The following is an 18,261-nucleotide window of genomic DNA, read 5'->3' as shown; positions in this document are numbered from 1 at the left end:
AACGAATCGAGCGACTTGATCACCACGTCATCGCGTCCGGCGAAGCCGTCCACCGTAAGCACGAAGTGGCGCCCTCCCAGGTGAATGACCACGCCCACGTCGCCAGCGCGGCCTTCGGGCCACTGGAGAAGATCGGCCAGGGACAGCACCGGCAGTACCTCTCCGCGCATGACCATAGTGGGGCGGCCACCCACCCGCTGCACGTCCCCGGGAGCCACCGTCAGGATCTCCTGCACCAGGGTGAGGGGCAGGGCAAACGGCTGCCCGCCGAGGCGCACCACCAGCACGGGCAGGATCGCGAGCGTGAGGGGAAGGCGGATGGTGAAGCGGGAGCCCTTGCCAGGCTCGGACTCGATGCTGATCGCGCCATTGAGCTTCTCGATATTGGTCTTCACCACGTCCATGCCCACGCCACGGCCCGAGACGTCCGAGGCCTGATCCTTGGTGGAGAACCCGGGAAGGAAGATTAGATTCAAGGCCTGATGGTCATCCAGCGCGTTTGCTTCCTCCGCGGAGATCAAGCCCTTTGCCACTGCCTTGGCGCGGATCACTTCCGGGCGCATGCCGCGCCCGTCATCGGAGACGGCAATGAGGATGTGATCGCCCTCTTGCCGTGCTTCCAGCCGGATTTCGCTCTTCGCCGGCTTGCCGAGCCGCATCCGCTCTTCGGGTGCCTCCACCCCATGGTCCACGGCGTTGCGCACCAGATGCACCAGCGGATCGTTCAGATCCTCGATCATGGTCTTGTCGATCTCGGTGTCCTCGCCGCAGAGGATGAGCTCGCACTGTTTGCCGAGCTGGCGTGCCAGATCCCGGGCGACGCGCGGGTACTTGCGGAACAGCCGGCCGATGGGCTGCATGCGGGTTTTCATCACCGCGTTCTGCAAATTGCCCACCATCAGGTCCAGCTGGTTCACCGCCTCGTCCAATGCCTTCAGGGTGTGCGCGTCGACGCGCCCTTTGAGGAGATCATTGCGCAGCGCCGTCAAACGGTTCTTGGTGAGGCCGATCTCTCCGGACAGGGTAAGCACGTAGTCGAGCCGGTCGGTGTCGACCCGGATGCTCGCGTCCTTGGCGATCCCCGTCCGCTCGGCGTCGTTGCGCATCCCCCGTCCAGGCGCGTCCCCATCCGCTGCCTGACCGGGCACCGTCCCTGCCAGAGCCGCGTTGCCGGCCACCGCCTTGTGTAATGCTGCCCAGTCGATGTCTTTGTGCATGCCGGGCAGCGGCTCGTGAAGGCGCGCACTGCCTTCGGCGGCGCCCTCCAGCGCCGAGAGCAGCGCCGCCTCCGGCGGAACCGGCGACCGGCCCTGCGTGAGCTCGTCGAACATGGCGCGCACTGCCGCCGTGGCGGCGAGGATCACGTCCAGCATTTCCGGGGTGAGGGTGAGGGTCCCGCTGCGCAGCTTGTCGAACAGATTCTCGGTGCGGTGGCATAGCTCCACCAGCGCCGTCAGGTTCAGGAACCCCGCTCCGCCCTTGATGGTGTGGAAACCGCGGAAGATTTCGTTGAGCAGCCCCCGGTCGTCAGGGCGCCGCTCCAAATCCACTAGCTTCAGATCCACCTCGTTGAGAAGCTCGGTTGCCTCCTGCAGGAACTCCTGCAGCATGTCTTCCATGCCGGAAAATTCACTCATCGCCTCTCTCCCGTCCATTGCGGCGGACTCAGAACCCCAGGCTCTCCAGCAGCTCGTCCACCTGGTCTTGGCTGGTCATCACGTCGTCGCGCCCGCTGGGGTTGACGACCGGCCCGTTCAGCAGACGATCCGCTCCCAGCGGTGCGGCCGGCTTGAGTTCTCCCTGGGAGATGTCCACCAGCAGTTGCACCAGCTGGCTCTCCAGGTTGCGCGCGAGCTCCACGATGCGTTTGATCACCTGGCCAGTGAGATCCTGGAAGTCCTGGGCCATCATGATCTCCAGCAGCTTCTCCCCCGTGGCGCGCGCGTCTACGGTGACCCCCTTCAGGTAGGTGCGGGTCTCGGCCGCAAGCTGCTTGAAGCCCTCCACGTCGAGCCGCCCCTCGTACAGGGCGTCCCAGCGCGCGCCCAACTCCGCGGCCTGGCTGCCCAGCCGCTCCTGGATGGGCTTGGCCGCGTCGATGGCGTTCAGCACTTTCTCCGCCGCCTGCTCGGTCATGGCGGCAACGTAGTTCAGCCGATCCCGGGCGTCGGGGATGGTCTGGGCGGCCTGCTCCAGCAGGCGGTCGTAGCCCAATTGCCGCAGGGCGTCGTGGAATGCCCGCGTAAGCTGCCCCAGCCGGCTCATCACCTCCCCTGCCGGGCAAGACTGGGCGTCGTGGGCCGCCGGCTCCTTGGCCAACGCCGCCGGCGTACGAGCGTTGTGCCCCCGCTGCTCGGCCACAGCATCGAACAGCGCTTCCAGATCCTCGGCGCCCGCGGCGCCCGCGTCGATGGCACCCATGATCAAGCTGCCTTCTCCATTTTTTTGAAAATCTTCTCTAGCTTTTCTCCCAACGTGGCGGCGGTGAAAGGTTTGACCACGTAACCACTCGCCCCCGCCTGGGCCGCGGTGATAATGTTGTCCTTGGTCGCCTCGGCGGTCACCATCAGGACAGGCAGGTCTTTGAGCCGGCTGTCGGCGCGCACCTCCTTGAGCAGGGCCAGGCCGTCCATGTTGGGCATGTTCCAGTCGGAGATGACGAAATCGAAGTCGCCGACGCGCAGCTTGGCCAGGGCCTCGGCACCGTCTTCGGCCTCCTCCACGTTGTTGAACCCCAGCTCCTTGAGCAGGTTCTTAACGATGCGGCGCATGGTGGAAAAGTCGTCCACCACCAGGAATTTCGTGTTCGGATCGCTCATCGCCTTCGCTCCAGTCAATGATCGGTCGAGCGGCGCTCAACGGGAGAGATACGGCCGCAAGGTATCCGCCAGCACCGTGGGGTCGAATTTGCTCACGTAGGCGTCCACGCCCGCGCTTTGCCCCAGGGCGCGGTTGGCCGACGAAGACAGCGAGGAGTGCATGATCACCGGAACGCCGTCGAAACGCGGGTCGGCGCGCAACTGGCGGGTGAGGACGTAGCCATCCATTTCTGGCATCTCGGCATCGGTGAGCACGAGCTTCAACTCGCGCTTGAGCGGTACCCCCTGCCGCTCGGCCTGATCAGCCATGGCTTTCAGGCGGGCATAGGCCTCCGCCCCGTTCCTCGCCTGCTGATAGCGCGCGCCGAGGCGCTCGAGCACTTGCACGATCATCCGTCGGGCGGTGCCCGAATCATCGGCGAAGAACAGCGTCCCTTCCATGGGCGCGGCAAGCGGGGCAAGTTCTGGCACCGCTGGCTCGCCGAAGGCGACCGCCAGCACCTGCTCCACGTCCAGGATGGACACCAACCGCCCGTCGGGAAGCCGGGTGAGGGCGGTGATGAAGTTTCCCTCCGCCGCTACGATGTCCTCGGGCTGCTTCACCTGGTCCCAATCCACCCGCACGATGCGGTCGACCGCTTCCACCAGGAAACCCTGGGTGTGGCGGTTGAATTCCGTCACCAGCATGGTGGCGCCTCTGGGCGCTCCCGCTCGGGGCGCAACGAAGGCAGCCAGGTCGATCACCGGGATGACGTTGCCCCGCAGGGAGATCACCCCCTCTACTCCCCGCGGAGCATAGGGGGTGGGGGTGATCTTCGGTGCCTTGCTCACTTCCCTCACTTTGAACACGTTGATACCGAAGGTCTCGCCACTACCCAGGGTAAAGAGCAGTATCTCCATCTGGTTGCAACCGGCGGCTCGCCCACGGTCTTTGACCCCCTCGGCAAGCGCAGAATCCTGCGGATGCTGCACCGGATCCATGGTTACCTCCTCAAGCCGATGCCTGGAGCGGCCGCCGCTTGAGCCGCCGCGCCAGAGTCTGCGCCAGCAAGCGCGGCTCGAACTTGGACACGTAGTCGTCGGCACCCATCGAGCTGCCCAATTGCCGATTAGAACTGCCCGATAGGGACGAATGCATGATCACCGGGATGCCGGCGAACCGCGCATCGTTCTTGATCCGGCGGGTAAGAATGAACCCGTCCATCTCTGGCATCTCGATATCGGTGATCACCGCATGTAGCATGTCGCCAAGCGGCCGTCCCGTCGCCTGGGCGGTTTCGGCGAGCCGGTTCAGCTCTTCCCATGCCTTGCGGCCGTTCACCGCACCGAGCCCCCGCACGCCCATGGTAGCCAGCGTGCGCTCGATCTGCTTGCGCGCGATCGACGAATCGTCGGCAAACAGCACGGTGCAGCCGGACAAATCCGTCGGCTCGATGCCCTGATACAGGTGCTCGTCGTCGTAGCGGGTGGTCTCGGACAGGATGCGCTCCACGTCCAGCATCATCACCAGTCGCCCGTCACGAAGCTCGGTCACCGCGGTCACTAGCCCGCCATGACGGGAAATGAGCATTTCCGGCGGCACTTTCATGGCGCTCCAGTCCAGACGCAGGATACGATCCACCGCCTCCACCAGAAACCCTTGCACGTGCCCGTTGTATTCCGTCACCACTAGGATCCGTGGGGGCGTCTCGTGGGCGATACCGACGAAATGGGCGAGATCGATCACCGGAACGAGCTGTCCCCGCTGGCTCACCATGCCTTCAACCCCGTCGGGCATGTCGGGGGCGCGGGTGATTTGTGGTGCTCGCATGACCTCCCGAACTTTGAACACGTTGATGCCGAAGCTCTCCCGCCGGCCGGTGGCGGCATCCAGCCCCAGCGTGAACAGCAGGATCTCCAGCTGATTGGTGCCCGCCAGGCGGGTGCGGGCATCCACGCTTCGCAGCAGTTCGGACACGGCTCCCTCCCCAGTGCCTCAGGCCGCGGCGATGCGGAAGCGGGAAACTAGGGATTTCAGCGTCGCCGCCAGATTCTCCAGATGCTGGGCAGCCTCGGACGTCTCGCGCACTGCCGCACTGTTCTGCTCCGCCATCTGGGCGATGCTCTCCACGTTGCGCGCGATGTCGTTGCTCGCCGCGGTCTGTTCCTTGACCGAGGCGGTGATGTCGTTCACCCCCTGGCTCGCGCGCTCCACCGCCTGGTTGGCCTCGGCCAGCAGCGCCACCACCCGCTCCACGTGCTCCTGGCTGGAAGCGAGGGAGGCCAAGCCCTGGGCGATGCTCTTCTCCACGTGCTCCGACTGCTCGCCCAAGGTCTGGGTCACGCCGTCGATCTCGTTCGCCGCCTGTCCGGACTTCTCGGCGAGCTTCCTCACCTCGTCGGCCACCACGGCGAAGCCCCTTCCCTGCTCGCCTGCCCTGGCCGCTTCGATGGCCGCGTTGAGCGCCAACAGATTGGTCTGTTCGGCAATGTCTTTTACCTGCTTGGTCATACCGGTGATGGCCTGGGTGCTGCGCACGAACTGTTCCACGGCGGCGGCGATAGCCTTGACCGCCTCCTCCACGCGGTTGACCTCGCCCAGGAGCTGAGCCAGCCCTTCGTTGCTCCTGCGGGTGCGCTCCAGGCCATCGCGGGACATCTGATGCACTTCCTCGGCGCTTTGCGCCACCGCCGAGATGCTCACGGTGATCTGCTCGACCGCCGCGGCCGTGGCGGAGGCGGCCTCGCTCTGGTTCTGGGAGCCACTCGCCACCTGGGACGAGGAGACCGAGAGCTGGGTCGCGGCGCTGGCCACCTGCTCGGAGCTCGCGTGCACCTGTTGCACGATCTCGTGCAGGTTGTCCATGAAGCGGTTGAAGTCCTGCGCCAGCCGCCCGATTTCGTCCTTGCGCCCCGCGGGCATGCGCTTGGTGAGGTCCCCGTGGCCGTCGGCGAGCTCGGCCATCACCTGGCTGATGGCGCGCACCGGCCGCACGATGCCCATGGGCAGGAAGATCGTCACCAGGGCGCAGAGCAACAGGCCGGCGACGGCAGTCGTGATGAGCGCCTTGCGCGCAGAATGATAAGCCTCCCGCGCCCCCTGGCGGTGGCTTTGCACCGCAGCCTCGAGCCGATCTTGTTCCTCGTCCAGCGTCTTGCGCATGGCCTCGAACTCCCCGGTTCCCTTGTACACCGAGGTGGTCATAGCGGCAAAACGGTTGGCGTAATCGGTCTTGCGCAGCATCTCCAAGGTGGCCGTGGAGGTCTTGCTCCAGGCTTCCAGCAGCGACTCGAACTTCTGCTGCACCTGCCTCGCCTGCTCGTCGCCGATCAGCTTGGCGTATTGCTGCACCCGGTCCCGCGCCTGGGCAATGTTGTCCCGGTAATCCTTTTCGAACTTGGCGAAAAACTCAGTATCGGTTTCCACCGACAGCATGCTGCGCTCCGCCACCAAAGCCTGCTGCAGATCCCGGTCCGCCTGCAGGAGCTTGTCCAGGGCGACGATGTACACCTCGGAGAGGTCTTTCACCTTGCCGTTGAGCAGCGCAAGCCGTGTGACGCCCAGGGCGCTCAAAGCGGCCAGCATGGCGGTGATCAGTGCGAGCGGCACGAACAATTTCATACGTAGCGGTGCATCGTTGATCCACTTCATCGGCTTTCCCCCTTTTCCCTCGGCCATGCGGTCTCCCCCGCCGGCCTTTCCCGTGACATGTTCCGTTTATCGGCCGCCAGGGGCGTTTCTTTAGGCTGCGCCTCCATTGCGCCGCCCCCCTCCGGCACCAGCCGGGTTGCGGCCTCCCCCCTGCCCACTGCGACTTCGGCCCGCTCTTCGAGCAACGAGGTCTCGGTCTTTTTGTTCATGACGACGATGCTGATGCGCCGGTTGGCCGGATTCGCGGGGTCAGACTTGTCCAGGGGAATCGAAGCGGCCACACCCACCACCCGAAATACCTTGTCCTCGCGCATGCCCCCGGCGATGAGCTCGCGGCGCGAGGCGTTGGCCCGGTCGGCAGAAAGCTCCCAGTTACTGTAGCCGCGCTCGCCCAGGGCGTAAGGCTTGTTGTCGGTATGCCCAGAGATGCTGATGCGGTTTTCCACTTCGTTCAGGACCCGGCCGATTTCATGAAGAATCTCCCGCGTATAGGGCTGCAGCCGCGCGCTGCCCAGATCGAACATGGGGCGGTTCTGCTCGTCCACGATCTGTATGCGCAGGCCTTCGTCCGTGAGATCGAGGCGGATCTGGTTCCGGAATTGCTTGAGCAAGGGGCTCGCCTCGATGGCCCGCTCCAGTTTTGCCTTGAGCGCCTTCAGCCGCTCGAGCTCGGCCCGCGCGAGTTCGGCTTCGGCAGCCTCGAGGTTGATGATGCGCTTCTCGCTGGGGAGATCCCCCCGCTTGATCTGTCCCTCGGAACGGGTGAGGTCCTGGCCTCCTCCCTTGATCACGCTGGAGCTGTCGCCGCTGCCGGATCCTCCCATGAGCGCCACCTTGAGCGGCGTTCGGAAGTACTCCGCGATTCCCTCGAGATCGCCTTTGGTCGTGGAGCCAAGCAGCCACATCAGCAGGAAAAACGCCATCATGGCGGTAACGAAATCGGCGTAGGCGATCTTCCACTGACCGCCGTGATGGCCGTGTGCCACCCGCTTCGGACGCTTGATGACGAGGGGCCGCTCCGTTTCTCCCGCCATGGGACCGTCTTTCTCAGCGCGCCTTGGCTTGTCTCACGTGCTCCTCCAGCTCGTGGAACGAAGGCCGCTCCGTCGAGAAGAGCACTTTGCGCCCGAATTCCACCGCCAGCGCTGGCGCATACCCGTTCAGGCTGGCGAGCAGCGTCACCTTGACGCACTGCAGGAGCTTGCTGGACTCCTGGGCCCGCTGCTCCAATACCCCCGCCAGGGGACCGACGAAACCATAGGCGAGGAGGACGCCGAGGAAAGTGCCCACCAGTGCCTTGGCGATCAGCACCCCGAGTTCCGAGGGAGGCAGCCCCACCGACCCCATGGTGTGCACCACTCCCATCACTGCGGCGACGATGCCGAATGCCGGCAAGCCGTCCGCGATCCTCTGGACGGCGCGCGGTGGAATCTCCCCCTCGTGGTGATGGGTCTCGATCTCGCTGTCCATGAGGCTCTCTAGCTCCACCGAGTTCAGGTTGCCGCCCACCATCAGCCGCAGGTAATCGGTGAGGAACTCCAGCACGTGATGGTCAGCGAGGACCTTGGGGTACTTGGCGAAGAGCGCGCTCTGCCTGGGGTTGTCGACGTCGTTTTCGATGGACATCAACCCTTCCTTGCGCACTTTGGCGAGCACCTCGTACAACAAGCCCATGAGCTCCATGTACACCGCCTTGTCGTACTTCGCGCCTTTGAGCGCTTCGGGCAACGCTTTGAGCGTCGCTTTGATTACCTTGCCCGAGTTGCCTACGACAAAGGCGCCCAGTGCCGCCCCACCGATCATGAGCAGCTCGACCGGTTGAAACATGGCGCCCAGATGGCCGCCCGCCAGGGCGTAGCCTCCGAAGACCGATACCATCACTACGATGTAGCCGACGATCACCAGCATGGACGTGATTCCGGCGGCGGCCGCTTGGGCGCGCGCGGTGGTTTGGTGTCAATGAACCGCAGCGTAGCAAGGGGGGGCCGATGCCGATCACGGAAATAGCGACCGGTTACCGGTCTTTTTTCCCGCCTGGCCTTGCGCGCCGGGACAGCCCACGAAGAAGGAGCGGGCGCCGGCGGCTGAAAGGAGTCAGGCCGCCGCGGCCTCGGCAGCACGGCGGGTCTTGCCGGCCCGGGACGGAACCGAACACAGCCCGCATACATAGCGATCGTAGAGCTCGTGGGTGTGGACCACGAAATGGCCGCCGCAGCGCTTGCACGGGGTAGTGGTAAGCAAATCCGCGTGCATGAAGCGCACCAGAGTCCAGGCCCGGGTGAGGGAGAGCTCCCGCGTGAGCCCATACACTTGTACGTGCTCCAGATACAGACGATAGGCCGTCATGATGGCCTGGATGCCTTCGAGGCGGGCGTTGTGCACCAGATAGCGGTGGATGTCGGCAAACAGCGAGGCGTGGACGTTGGGCAGCCAGGCCATGAACCAATCGGTGGAATAGGGCAGCATGCCCTTCGGCGGGGAGGTACCGGTCACTTCCTTGTAAAGCTTGAGCAGCCGCTCGCGGCTCAAGCGGGTTTCGGCCTCCAGGAGCTGCATGCGCGCGCCGAGACGGATCAGCTCCACCGCCAGTTGCACCTCGGCCGCGTCGGATACGATGCTCTTGCCTCTCATCGCTTCTCACCCCAGGCTCAGGCAGCTGCCGCCGGCACCGGCTGACCGGAAAGCAGGATGGTGGCATGGGAAGCCCCCAGCAGGCGATCCCTAGTGTAGCTGGAAAGCATGTCCAGGATCAGACCATCGTCGAAGCGGAAGCGGCACAGCAGCAGGTTCGAGCCCGCCATCTTGCTGATCTGACCAGGGGTGAGCGCGGCTAGGATATCGGCCATCTCCTCGCCGATGCCCAGGCGGTACAGGGCCGCCCCCCGGTCCTGCCGCACCATCTGCTGGGCGAGCAGCAGGTAGGCCAGGTTGAGCTCGCGAATTTCCTCCATCAATCGATCCTTGTCCATGGCTTGCCTCCCTTCGTGTGATCGCTTCCAGGCCGCAAAGGCGAACCTGCGGGGATACTGTGCGAAAGAAGCCAGAATGGGCCAATTGGAAGGCGGCCGAATTTCGCGTACGAATCGCGCCAGCGCAGAAGGTAGGAATTTTTCTGACAGGCGCAGGGCATAGGGCATCCCTGCTTCGCGCCAGTGGCGGAAACTAGGCCCTGCTCACGCGTGGAATCCGGGATCCCCGGCGACCGCGTCCCGAGGGCTAACGGCGAAAGCTCGAAAATCTTTAGGGTACGATCGGCGCTTTGCGGGGACCGATCAAGGCGGGCCACGGCCATCCTGGCGCACGCCCGGCGCGAGGCCGCCGCCCACATCCGGAAAAGCCCTTCTCCTGGGCATCGGGCCGCAAGGCCCAGATGGGGAGAAAGCGCGAGGGGCGACCCGCGAGGGTCACGGGTGAACCCAAGAGGCGGCGCTTCCCCAACCGTCTAAATCCCGACACCCCCTGTCTCGGTTATCGTCAGTCGGCGCACCCCTGCACCGCCTCGTGCTCGCCTGCCGCCGCAAGCCTGAACGGAAATCTCTTTCATCCCATCGGTTAGGTCCCCCGACGCCGGCATCGGGCTTTTTGCGCACGGGCAACGGGCACGTGGCATGGTTTGTGCCCTTTCCGCGTAAGCGGTTTCCTCGAAGCGTGTTCGTTCACCTGCTTAGAGGTTCAACCGCAGCGGTCGGCAGGACCCGACCCCTACGAAAGCGCCACCGCCAACTCCAGGCAGGGACTTCGATCGCAAGCCGTTGTGCTTCGCCATGACTTCATGGGAGTCGGTATGGGTGACCTCCGATGGTGGATGGCCTTGAGCGGCCTATTGCTCGTCGTCCTTTTCGCCCGCCTATCCCTGGCCTCCGAGCAGCCCCCCGTGTTCATCGGGCTGGACGCGGAATTCGGCCATCGGACCAGCACCTCCGCCCAGGCCATTCAGCAGGGTATTGAGATCGCCCTCGACGAGATCAACGCGGCGGGAGGCGTCCTGGGAGGCAGGCCCCTGAAGCTATTGATACGGGACAACCGCTCCATCCCGGCCCGCGCCCGGGCCAATCTTTTGCAACTCCTGCAGGTGCCGGATCTGGTCGCCGTGTTCTGCGGCAAGTTCAGCCCGACGGTACTGGAAGTGCTGCCCTTGATCCACGCGCACAGGCTTATTTTGTTGAATCCTTGGGCGGCCGCCGACGACATCATCGACAACGGCTACGACCCCAACTACGCGTTCCGCCTCTCCCTCCGGGACCAATGGGCGATGGCGAGCCTCCTCGGACATGCCGAGAAGCGGGGTTTGCAGCGCGTCGGTTTTCTTCTTCCCAACACGAGTTGGGGCAGAAGCAACCAGCGCGCCCTCGAAGCCCATCTCGCTGGAGGCGCCCGCCTCTTCAACGTGGGCATCCATTGGTACAACTGGGGCGAAAAGCCCCTGCTGCCCAAATACCAGCGTCTCGTGCAGGCGGGCGCCGAAGCGGTCGTGCTGGTCGCCAACGAAGGCGAAGGCGCCCAGTTGATCCGGGAGCTCGCCCCGCTTCCCCCAAGGGAGCAGCGTCCCATTCTGGCCCATTGGGGCGTGACCGGAGGCGATCTCGCCACGCTGGCCGGAGAGGCATTGCACCGGGTGGATTTTTCCGTCGTTCAGACCTTTTCTTTCGTCGGTAACCCTAGCCCCCGGGCAAAGCGCGTCCTCACAGCCCTGGAAACCCGGTATGGCGTGCGCAATCCCGAGCGCGTGCTCTCTCCCGTGGGACTCGCCCATGCCTACGACCTGACCCATATCCTGGCCCGGGCCCTCCATCTCGCCGGAACGACCGATCGCCCGAAGGTGCGGGCGGCGCTAGAAGCGGTGCGCGACTACGACGGCCTCATCAAGCGCTATGCCCGGCCCTTCTCCCCAGTGCGTCACGAAGCGCTGGCGCCCGAGGATCTGTTCATCGCCCGGTACCGGGAAGATGGAACCCTTGTGCCCTTGGAGCGGGACACAAAATGAGCGTCCGGACATTGCGCTCCTGGTCGCCAGGGCAGTGGCTGAGGAATTGGCTCGCTGCCAGCATCGCCAACCGCATCATGGCAGCGGCCGCGACGCTGGCACTGGGCGTCATGGTCCTGATCGGCCTCATCTCCCACCTGGTCATCGCGAACCTCATGGCGCAGCGTTTCGAGCTACAGTTGCAAAGCTATGCCCACATGCGTGCCACCCAGATCGCTTCCCTCCTGGATGCCATCGACCGGGATCTCGCCCGCCTCGCCTCCACTTCCCTGGTCACCAATGCACTGGGCGATTCGGTCGGCCGGGAGCAGTACCTGGTGCCTTTTCTTTCGGATTACCGCGCCCCTTCCGGCACCGCGGTGCATATACACCTGCTGGACTTTCAGGGGGAGCCCTTGGTTTTCCCGCCAGAGGGCCTGGCCTCCTCCTATCAAGACCTCCCATGGACTGCCCCCGTCCTCGCCACGGGCAAGCCCCACGTGGCGCTGGAGCCCCAGGGCACCGGCGAACGAAGGCTGCTCATCCTCCATCCGGTGATCTACCCGGCGACGGGAACGGCAGAAGGCTTCCTCATGGCCCAAGTCGCCCTCGGCGGCGCCCTCGCGGTCCACGACGCTCAGGAACCCTTCCCCGTCTCTCTCCGCCTCTTGGCCGGCGGCGAGCAACTGCTCGTCCAAGCTGGCGCCATACCCTCCGGCGAGACGTCTATCGAGGCCGTCGCGGCACTCAAGCTCCCGCCCCATTACGCTCCTCTCCAGCTCAAGGTGGTCGTCTCCGCGCCGGCAGCGGCGGCGGATCTGCCCCTCGACTCCCTGCGCACAGCCTACCTGGTGGCGTGGCCTTTGATCCTGTTGTGGGCCCTTTGGGGTTCCATCCGCATATCCCGCCGCCTCACCGCGCCGCTTCTCGTCTTGAGCGAAGCGGCCGAGCGCGCCACCCTGGAAAACCTCGATGATTTCCAGGTGCCCGCCATGGGTCACGACGAGGTGGGGCGGCTGGGTCTGGCCCTCGCCCTGATGGCCCGCCGGCTGCGGGCTGCCTATGAAAAAGTGGAGAACCACCTCGCCCAGCTTCGCCTGGCGGCCAAGGTGTTCGACAGCAGCTCGGAGGGCATCTTCCTTTTGGACCGAGACTTCCGGATCCTGCGGGCAAACGATGCTTTCAGCCGTATCACCGGCTACGCTACGAGGCAATGCAAGGGCCAGCCCCTGTACCAGATCATCCACGCGGTGGACGAGGGACAAGGCTATCCGCGGGCAGCCCAGGACCTCACCCCGGCCGGCCGGTGGCAAGGGGAAGTCTTCGCTCTGCGCAAGGACGGCACGCCCTACATCGGCTGGCTGCGCCTGAGTCTGGTCAGTGCCTTCCGCCCAGAAGCCCAGACGTGCATCGGCGTGGTGGCCGACATCACCGAGCACAAGGAGCAACAAAAACACATCCAGTACCTCGCCACCCATGATCCGCTGACTGGGCTGCCCAACCGGGTGCTGCTGCGCGACCGGCTCGGCCAAGCGATGAGCAACGCCGCCCGTTCGAGAAACATGCTGGGGGTGGCGCTCCTGGACCTGGACCGCTTCAAGGTGGCCAACGACAACCACGGCCACGCCTTCGGCGACAAGATTCTCCAGGAAGTGGCAGCCCGGCTGCGCCGCATCCTGCGCTCGGGCGACACGGTGGCGCGGCTCGGGGGCGATGAGTTCGTGGTTCTTGCGCCAGCGTTGAAAACCCTCCAGGACGCAGAGGTGGTGCTCCGGAAAATCCTCCACGCCTTCGCTTCGCCTTTCTCCATCGCGAGCAAAGAGGTGCGCCTGACGTGCAGCATCGGCTTCGCCTGCTACCCGATCCACGGCCAGGACGCCGACACCCTCCTCGGCCGGGCGGACCTGGCCATGTACCAGGCGAAGGAGGCGGGCGGCAACGGGTCTGCGTTCTATACCCCGGAAATGAGCGCAGCCGCCCTGGAACGGGCGGCTCTGGAAGACGCCCTGCCCCTGGCCCTCGCCCGCAATGAGCTGATCCTGCACTTCCAGCCCATCATAGACTTGAGTCGCGGCCGGATGTCCGGCCTCGAGGCCCTGGTCCGCTGGAATCACCCGACGCTCGGGCTGCTCTCGCCGGGGCGCTTCATTCCGGCAGCGGAGCAAAACGGCTTGATCGTGCCCCTTGGAGAATGGGTGCTGCGGGAGGCCTGTGCCCAGGCGGCCGCCTGGGACCGGCAAGGCCTGCCCCCAGTCCACCTGGCGGTCAACGTCTCAGCTCGGCAGTTCCAGCACAAAGACTTCGTCCCGGCGGTTCAACGCATCCTGGACGAGACTGGATTCGATCCACGGCGTCTGAAGCTCGAGATCACGGAAAGCCTGATCATGCGCGGCGCGGAGGATTTCATCGCGGTTCTCGGAGCGCTCAAGAACCTTGGTTTGAAGCTTGCCATCGACGATTTCGGCACGGGCTACTCCAGCCTGAGCTACCTCCACCGCTTCCCCATCGACGAGCTCAAGATCGACCGCTCCTTCCTCCAGGACATTGGGAGCGAAGGCGGGGACACGACCGTGCCCCGGGCGATCATTTCCCTCGCCCACGGCCTGGGGCTGACGGTCACGGCGGAAGGCGTCGAGACAGAGGCTCAGGTGCGCTTTCTCGTCGCCCACCGCTGCGACCAGGCCCAGGGCTATTACTTCGCGAAACCGGACGGGGCCGAAGCCGTCCTCGCCCTGCTGCGATCCGATCACCGCTGGCCCGTGCCGAAACTTTCACGACGCGCGCCGCGCGCGACGCAAGCGCCGCCCCTCACACCGGCGCTGAGATAGAGACGAGGCGCGCTGCGCTGGCCCCAGAGGCCCCCACGATCCCGCCGATGCCTGCCGGGGCGATGGTGGACGGCGCGCTAGCGCAGCCCGCCGGCCAGAGGTTGGCTCTCGACCGCGCACCGCAGCCGCCAGGTGAAATAGGTGGCCGCAAGCCCTGCCACCCCCAGGGTGGAAAAGGCGAGTCCCCAGGCCAGCACGCGGGGCTCGCCTGGTTGCTCCCCCGCCAGGTCCAGGGTCAGCCCGAAGACCCAGGGGCTCGCCGCCCCCATGCCGAAGCCGATGACGGAGCGCAGGGAATAGGCTGCGCCGATGTAGCGGTGGGGAACCAGCTCGGTGAGCCCGGTGGAGAACACGGAGGAGTCGGCGATGGCGGCCAGGTTGTAGACGATCGCCACCGCCGTCAGCAGCCACAGGGGTGCGGTGATGAGCCAGCCGTAGATCAGGGAGCAGGCGGCGCTCATCCCAGCAAACAGCAGGATCACCGCGGTGCGCCCGTAGCGATCGGACAAGGTGCCGCCGAAGACCGAACCCGCCACGCTCAGCAGGTGGCACAGCCCGGCGATCAGCACGCCGACGCCCACGTTGCCGGGTCGCACGCTCCCGTCGACTGCCATGGCGCTCACCAGGAAAGTGGGCAGCCAGGCCCAGAGCCCCAGCAGCTCCCAGGCATGGAACGAGTAGGCGAGGATGATGAGCCGCGCTGGACGGTTGCGCCACACCTCCAGGAGGGCGTTGCTTTGGGCCGGAGCCCGGTCGTGGCGGCTCACCCGGTTGGGGGTGTCCCGCAGCACCCAAGCGCCGAGGGTGAGCCCGAGGAGGGTGCCCGCTGCGCTCGCTGCTAGCGCAGCGCGCCACCCGGCGGTGGGTGCGATGAAACTGCCCAAAAACAGGGACAAGGCGTAGCCAAGAGAAGCGGCGGCGAGGTAGAACCCCATCGCCCGGCCCCGGCGGTGGGGCTCGAAGCGCTCGCTGATGAGGGTAAGCCCGGGCGTGTACGAGCCCCCCGAGCACAGGCCGGCTAGCCCGTAAAGAATCAGCGCCGAGAGAAAGCCGTCCGCCAGCAAGGCGAAGAGCGCCGCGCTCGCCACCGCCCCATAGCTCATGTGGAGAAACGTCCAGCGGGCTCCCTTGCGGTCGCTGATCATCCCGGCGGCAAACAGCGACACCAGGAACCCCAGGTGCCAAGCGCTCTGGATTAGGCCCGCTTGGGTCGACGACATGCCCCAGGCTTCCCGCACCAGGGGCAGGATCCCCGAGTAGACGGTGAAGATCAGGGAAAAACTCATGCGGCTCAAGCACAGCAGCGCAAGCCAGCGGGCGTCGGTCAACCGGGACTCGGTCATCGGCAACATCGAAAACAGAGCGCCGAAGCGGCGCCAAAAGCAGAAATCTAGCGTGAAGGGCTTCTTTGCTCAAACGCATCGGAACCAGGTGCGTGGCCTTTCGCCGCGCGGGGAGCCGGCCGCGGCGGCGACAATGTCCCGACTCGACTCAGCCACCCGCGCCTGATTCCTCCGGGAGGCAAGCCGCGGCCAAGCCGGGAGTGTGTCTCCATCTGAACCCTGTCCCGAGCGGCGAGCGGGGCATGGGTCCGGGGGAATCGGGCCGCACGCCTGCTCATCAGCGCCCGCGGATGGGTTCGGAAATGGCAAAACGGCGCGCCCCCTTGCCCGCTCAGGTCGGAGGCAGGCCGACTTGGACCAGAAGCCCCATGGGCCGCAACCGCGCCAAGGCATCCAGAGCTTCGGGGCTGCGCAGAAACAGGGCGCCGGCAAAGCCCAGCGCGTTGACCGAAATCCCCTCGCAGCCCTCCCGCGAGCGGGGGACGACGAGCATCCACTCCCGCGTAAGGAGGAGGTTGTACGCTCCGGACTGGCACGGGCCGCCCGCCGACGGGATCGCGCGGACGCCCACCGCCGCAAGCAGGCGGTGATAAACATCGAGGAGCCGAGCGGCTGCCCCCACTTCGTCCCTCAGGGCCGGCTCCAGCCGAGCCAGCGCGTGCCGAAAAGGAAAGCCGGGCACGGTGAGCACAGGCCCATTGCCCCGTGCCTCGGCCATCAGGGGTGCCACAGGAACCGGAGGCCCTTCCTCGGCCAGAGGCAGAGGGACCAGCTGGAGATGCTTGTGGGCTTGGCTCGCTCCCGCCGCCTCGCCCCCGTTGTAGAACCCGAGGCCGTCCAGCGCCCCCAGGCAGCGGGCGAGGGCATCGAAGTCCGCCTGGTCGAGCAGTCGCTCCTGGGGTTGGAATTCCCGGGTGACGAGCAGCAAATGGTGCTCGATCACGTTGTACTTGTTGAGCACCGCCCGGTGGGTGGGGCTCACCTCTCCCACCAGGAGATCCGGCTCGGGGCAAAGGAACGGATCCGCCGGCTTCGTCCCGGCAGCGCGCTGCGCTCGCTCCGCGTCCTTGCGCTGAAGCGTGGGAACCACGCGCACGAGAAAACGCACCCCTCCGTCTTCTATGAAGCGTTTCTCCGTGACGATCGGCTGGAGCGCGCCTGTGCGAAGGGCGTGCTCCGCCTGCCGTACGATCGCCTGGCGCAAGTCTCCTGGAAAGAACTTCTCTACGCCGGACATCTGCTCCCCCTGGCGGTTACTTCCAGCGCCCTTCGATGACGGGATACTCGCGGGGGTTGATGGGAGCGCGGGATCAGCCTGGGAGAACGTGCCGCTCCGTCACCCATCGCGGGCCGCACCCTGAGCCATGGCACAGGCCGATCCTGCGAGCAGCCTCACGAGGGCAACCCTCCCGGCCGTCACGGTCATCCCCTTCGGGCGCCCCACCCACGCCACCCCCAAGCCCGGTGCGGCGACGGCTCCGGCGAGTACCTTCCGGAAGTCGACCCCCGGCAGCCCGTGATGCTCTGACCCCGCGGGAGCTCGGCGCGCGGGCAGCCAGGTTCCTCAGCCCGCCGCCTCTTCCAGGTGCAGCCACAGGCAGCGACCGCCGCTCGCCCGCTCGATGGCGGCAAGCTGTGCTTCGTGGGCCGCGAGCTCTTCGGCGCTCGCGCGAAGCACCACCCGCTCGCCACTCGAGCCTGCGCCTCCTTCCTGGGCCACGACCACCCTCTCCTCGGGTAGATCGATCATGAGGCTGTCCTGACCGCGGGTCATGGCCAGGTAGACTTCTGCCAGCAGGCGAGCGTCGAGCAGCGCCCCATGGAAGCTGCGCTGGGAATTGTCCACTTGGTAGCGCTCGCACAAGGCATCCAGGCTGTTGCGCTTGCCCGGGTGCAGGTCCTTCGCCATGCGCAGGGTGTCGGTGATTTTGGCGCAGTGCTGCTCGAGCGGCGGGCGCCCGATCAAGGCCAGCTCATGGTTGAGGAAGCCCACGTCGAAGGGGGCGTTGTGGATGATGAGCTCGGCGCCCGCGATGAAGTCCAGGAACTCCGCAGCGATGTCCTCGAAGCGGGGCTTGTCCCGCAGGAACTCATCGGTGATGCCGTGAACCGCCAGGGCTCCGCTGTCGATCTCCCGCTGCGGGTTGAGGTAGTAGTGGAAGTGCTGATCGGTGATCCTGCGGTTGCTGATCTCCACCGCCGCCAGCTCGATCACCCGGTGGCCAAGGGCGACTTCCAGACCGGTGGTTTCCGTATCCAAAACGATCTGACGCACTGGGTTTCCCAACTCGATTGTGGGTCATTCGGTGGACGCCAGCACCGCTTGCACGCCCCGGTTGGCCAGGCGGTCGGCCGCCTCGTTGCCCGGGTCGCCGGCATGGCCCCGCACCCAGATCCATTCGATTTCGTGGCGCTCGGCAAGCTGCGCCAGGCGCCGCCACAGGTCTTCGTTCTTCACCGGCTTCCTGTCGGCCGTCCTCCAGCCCCGCCGCTCCCAGTCCTGGATCCACCGGGTGATGCCCTGCTGCACGTAAGCCGAGTCAGTGTGCAACCTCACCCGGGAGGGCTTTTTCAGCGCCTCCAGCGCCCGAATGACGGCCGTCAGTTCCATCCGGTTGTTGGTCGTCATGGGCTCGCCGCCGAAGAGCTCCCGCCGATGCCTTCCCCAGGACAGCAG

At 65.8% G+C, this 18,261-nt stretch carries 16 protein-coding genes; 2 read left to right on the top strand and 14 right to left on the bottom strand.

Annotation, left to right across the window (positions count from 1 at the left end; translation table 11 throughout):
• From V7Q81_RS08225 to flhD, 10 genes are all read right to left on the bottom strand, one after another.
• Positions 1–1,637 (bottom strand): chemotaxis protein CheA (locus tag V7Q81_RS08225; protein ID WP_333841893.1); only part of this gene is annotated, 1,637 nt, incomplete at its 3' end.
• Between the two features lie 28 nt (positions 1,638–1,665).
• Positions 1,666–2,421, bottom strand: a complete 756-nt coding sequence (gene cheZ, locus V7Q81_RS08220) for a protein phosphatase CheZ (RefSeq protein ID WP_333841890.1) — start codon at positions 2,419–2,421, stop codon at positions 1,666–1,668.
• 2 nt (positions 2,422–2,423) lie between these two features.
• The gene (gene cheY / locus V7Q81_RS08215; RefSeq protein WP_333841888.1) at positions 2,424–2,819 is read right to left on the bottom strand and encodes a chemotaxis response regulator CheY; all 396 of its coding nucleotides are present in this window, start codon (positions 2,817–2,819) and stop codon (positions 2,424–2,426) included.
• Positions 2,820–2,855: 36 nt separating this feature from the next.
• Positions 2,856–3,800 carry a chemotaxis protein gene (locus tag V7Q81_RS08210; RefSeq protein ID WP_333841885.1) on the bottom strand — a complete coding sequence of 315 codons (945 nt, stop codon included), beginning with the start codon at positions 3,798–3,800 and terminating at the stop codon, positions 2,856–2,858.
• Positions 3,801–3,810: 10 nt separating this feature from the next.
• Entirely contained in the window at positions 3,811–4,776 is a 966-nt protein-coding gene (locus V7Q81_RS08205) for a chemotaxis protein (protein WP_333841883.1), read from the bottom strand.
• A gap of 18 nt (positions 4,777–4,794) precedes the next feature.
• Entirely contained in the window at positions 4,795–6,420 is a 1,626-nt protein-coding gene (locus tag V7Q81_RS08200; protein WP_333841880.1) for a methyl-accepting chemotaxis protein, read from the bottom strand.
• Positions 6,421–6,446: 26 nt separating this feature from the next.
• Positions 6,447–7,484, bottom strand: coding sequence for a flagellar motor protein MotB (motB, locus tag V7Q81_RS08195; protein WP_333841878.1), 1,038 nt, complete (start codon positions 7,482–7,484; stop codon positions 6,447–6,449).
• Positions 7,485–7,497: 13 nt separating this feature from the next.
• Positions 7,498–8,358, bottom strand: a complete 861-nt coding sequence (gene motA, locus V7Q81_RS08190) for a flagellar motor stator protein MotA (RefSeq protein ID WP_333841876.1) — start codon at positions 8,356–8,358, stop codon at positions 7,498–7,500.
• A gap of 186 nt (positions 8,359–8,544) precedes the next feature.
• On the bottom strand, positions 8,545–9,081 hold the full coding sequence (gene flhC, locus V7Q81_RS08185) for a flagellar transcriptional regulator FlhC (RefSeq protein ID WP_333841874.1): 537 nt from the start codon (positions 9,079–9,081) through the stop codon (positions 8,545–8,547).
• Between the two features lie 17 nt (positions 9,082–9,098).
• Positions 9,099–9,419 (bottom strand): flagellar transcriptional regulator FlhD, encoded by a 321-nt coding sequence (flhD, locus tag V7Q81_RS08180; RefSeq protein WP_333841872.1) that lies wholly within the window; start codon positions 9,417–9,419, stop codon positions 9,099–9,101.
• 815 nt (positions 9,420–10,234) lie between these two features.
• On the opposite strand from flhD, the gene V7Q81_RS08175 reads away from it, so the two are divergent.
• Together V7Q81_RS08175 and V7Q81_RS08170 are read left to right on the top strand one after the other, a co-directional pair.
• On the top strand, positions 10,235–11,434 hold the full coding sequence (locus V7Q81_RS08175; RefSeq protein WP_333841870.1) for an ABC transporter substrate-binding protein: 1,200 nt from the start codon (positions 10,235–10,237) through the stop codon (positions 11,432–11,434).
• A complete protein-coding gene (locus V7Q81_RS08170; protein ID WP_333841867.1) occupies positions 11,431–14,241 on the top strand; it encodes a putative bifunctional diguanylate cyclase/phosphodiesterase in 2,811 nt (936 codons plus the stop codon). Before V7Q81_RS08175 ends, V7Q81_RS08170 begins: the two co-directional genes overlap by 4 nt.
• Before the next feature lie 77 nt (positions 14,242–14,318).
• On the opposite strand, the gene V7Q81_RS08165 is transcribed toward V7Q81_RS08170, so the two are convergent.
• The 4 genes from V7Q81_RS08165 to rnhA form a co-directional block, all read right to left on the bottom strand.
• On the bottom strand, positions 14,319–15,584 hold the full coding sequence (locus V7Q81_RS08165; protein WP_333841865.1) for an MFS transporter: 1,266 nt from the start codon (positions 15,582–15,584) through the stop codon (positions 14,319–14,321).
• A 331-nt stretch (positions 15,585–15,915) separates the two neighbouring features.
• Entirely contained in the window at positions 15,916–16,821 is a 906-nt protein-coding gene (locus V7Q81_RS08160) for an ATP adenylyltransferase family protein (protein ID WP_333841860.1), read from the bottom strand.
• A gap of 327 nt (positions 16,822–17,148) precedes the next feature.
• Positions 17,149–17,859, bottom strand: coding sequence for a DNA polymerase III subunit epsilon (gene dnaQ, locus V7Q81_RS08155; protein ID WP_333841858.1), 711 nt, complete (start codon positions 17,857–17,859; stop codon positions 17,149–17,151).
• A gap of 24 nt (positions 17,860–17,883) precedes the next feature.
• Positions 17,884–18,261: ribonuclease HI (gene rnhA / locus V7Q81_RS08150; protein WP_333841855.1), on the bottom strand; the 378-nt coding region annotated here is incomplete at its 5' end.

The sequence above is a fragment of the Pelomicrobium sp. genome (assembly GCF_036803785.1).
GTDB lineage: Bacteria > Pseudomonadota > Gammaproteobacteria > Burkholderiales > UBA6910 > Pelomicrobium.
This window is presented reverse-complemented; position numbering and strand designations above follow the sequence as displayed.

Excerpts from the sequence above, each read along its gene's own strand:
- cheZ (WP_333841890.1), bottom strand. The coding sequence starts at position 2,421 with ATGGGTGCCATCGACGCGGGCGCCGCGGGCGCCGAGGATCTGGAAGCG.
- cheY (WP_333841888.1), bottom strand. The coding sequence starts at position 2,819 with ATGAGCGATCCGAACACGAAATTCCTGGTGGTGGACGACTTTTCCACC.
- V7Q81_RS08210 (WP_333841885.1), bottom strand. The coding sequence starts at position 3,800 with ATGGATCCGGTGCAGCATCCGCAGGATTCTGCGCTTGCCGAGGGGGTC.
- V7Q81_RS08200 (WP_333841880.1), bottom strand. The coding sequence starts at position 6,420 with ATGAAATTGTTCGTGCCGCTCGCACTGATCACCGCCATGCTGGCCGCT.
- motB (WP_333841878.1), bottom strand. The coding sequence starts at position 7,484 with ATGGCGGGAGAAACGGAGCGGCCCCTCGTCATCAAGCGTCCGAAGCGG.
- motA (WP_333841876.1), bottom strand. The coding sequence starts at position 8,358 with ATGCTGGTGATCGTCGGCTACATCGTAGTGATGGTATCGGTCTTCGGA.
- flhC (WP_333841874.1), bottom strand. The coding sequence starts at position 9,081 with ATGAGAGGCAAGAGCATCGTATCCGACGCGGCCGAGGTGCAACTGGCG.
- flhD (WP_333841872.1), bottom strand. The coding sequence starts at position 9,419 with ATGGACAAGGATCGATTGATGGAGGAAATTCGCGAGCTCAACCTGGCC.
- V7Q81_RS08175 (WP_333841870.1), top strand. The coding sequence starts at position 10,235 with ATGGGTGACCTCCGATGGTGGATGGCCTTGAGCGGCCTATTGCTCGTC.
- V7Q81_RS08170 (WP_333841867.1), top strand. The coding sequence starts at position 11,431 with ATGAGCGTCCGGACATTGCGCTCCTGGTCGCCAGGGCAGTGGCTGAGG.
- V7Q81_RS08165 (WP_333841865.1), bottom strand. The coding sequence starts at position 15,584 with ATGACCGAGTCCCGGTTGACCGACGCCCGCTGGCTTGCGCTGCTGTGC.
- V7Q81_RS08160 (WP_333841860.1), bottom strand. The coding sequence starts at position 16,821 with ATGTCCGGCGTAGAGAAGTTCTTTCCAGGAGACTTGCGCCAGGCGATC.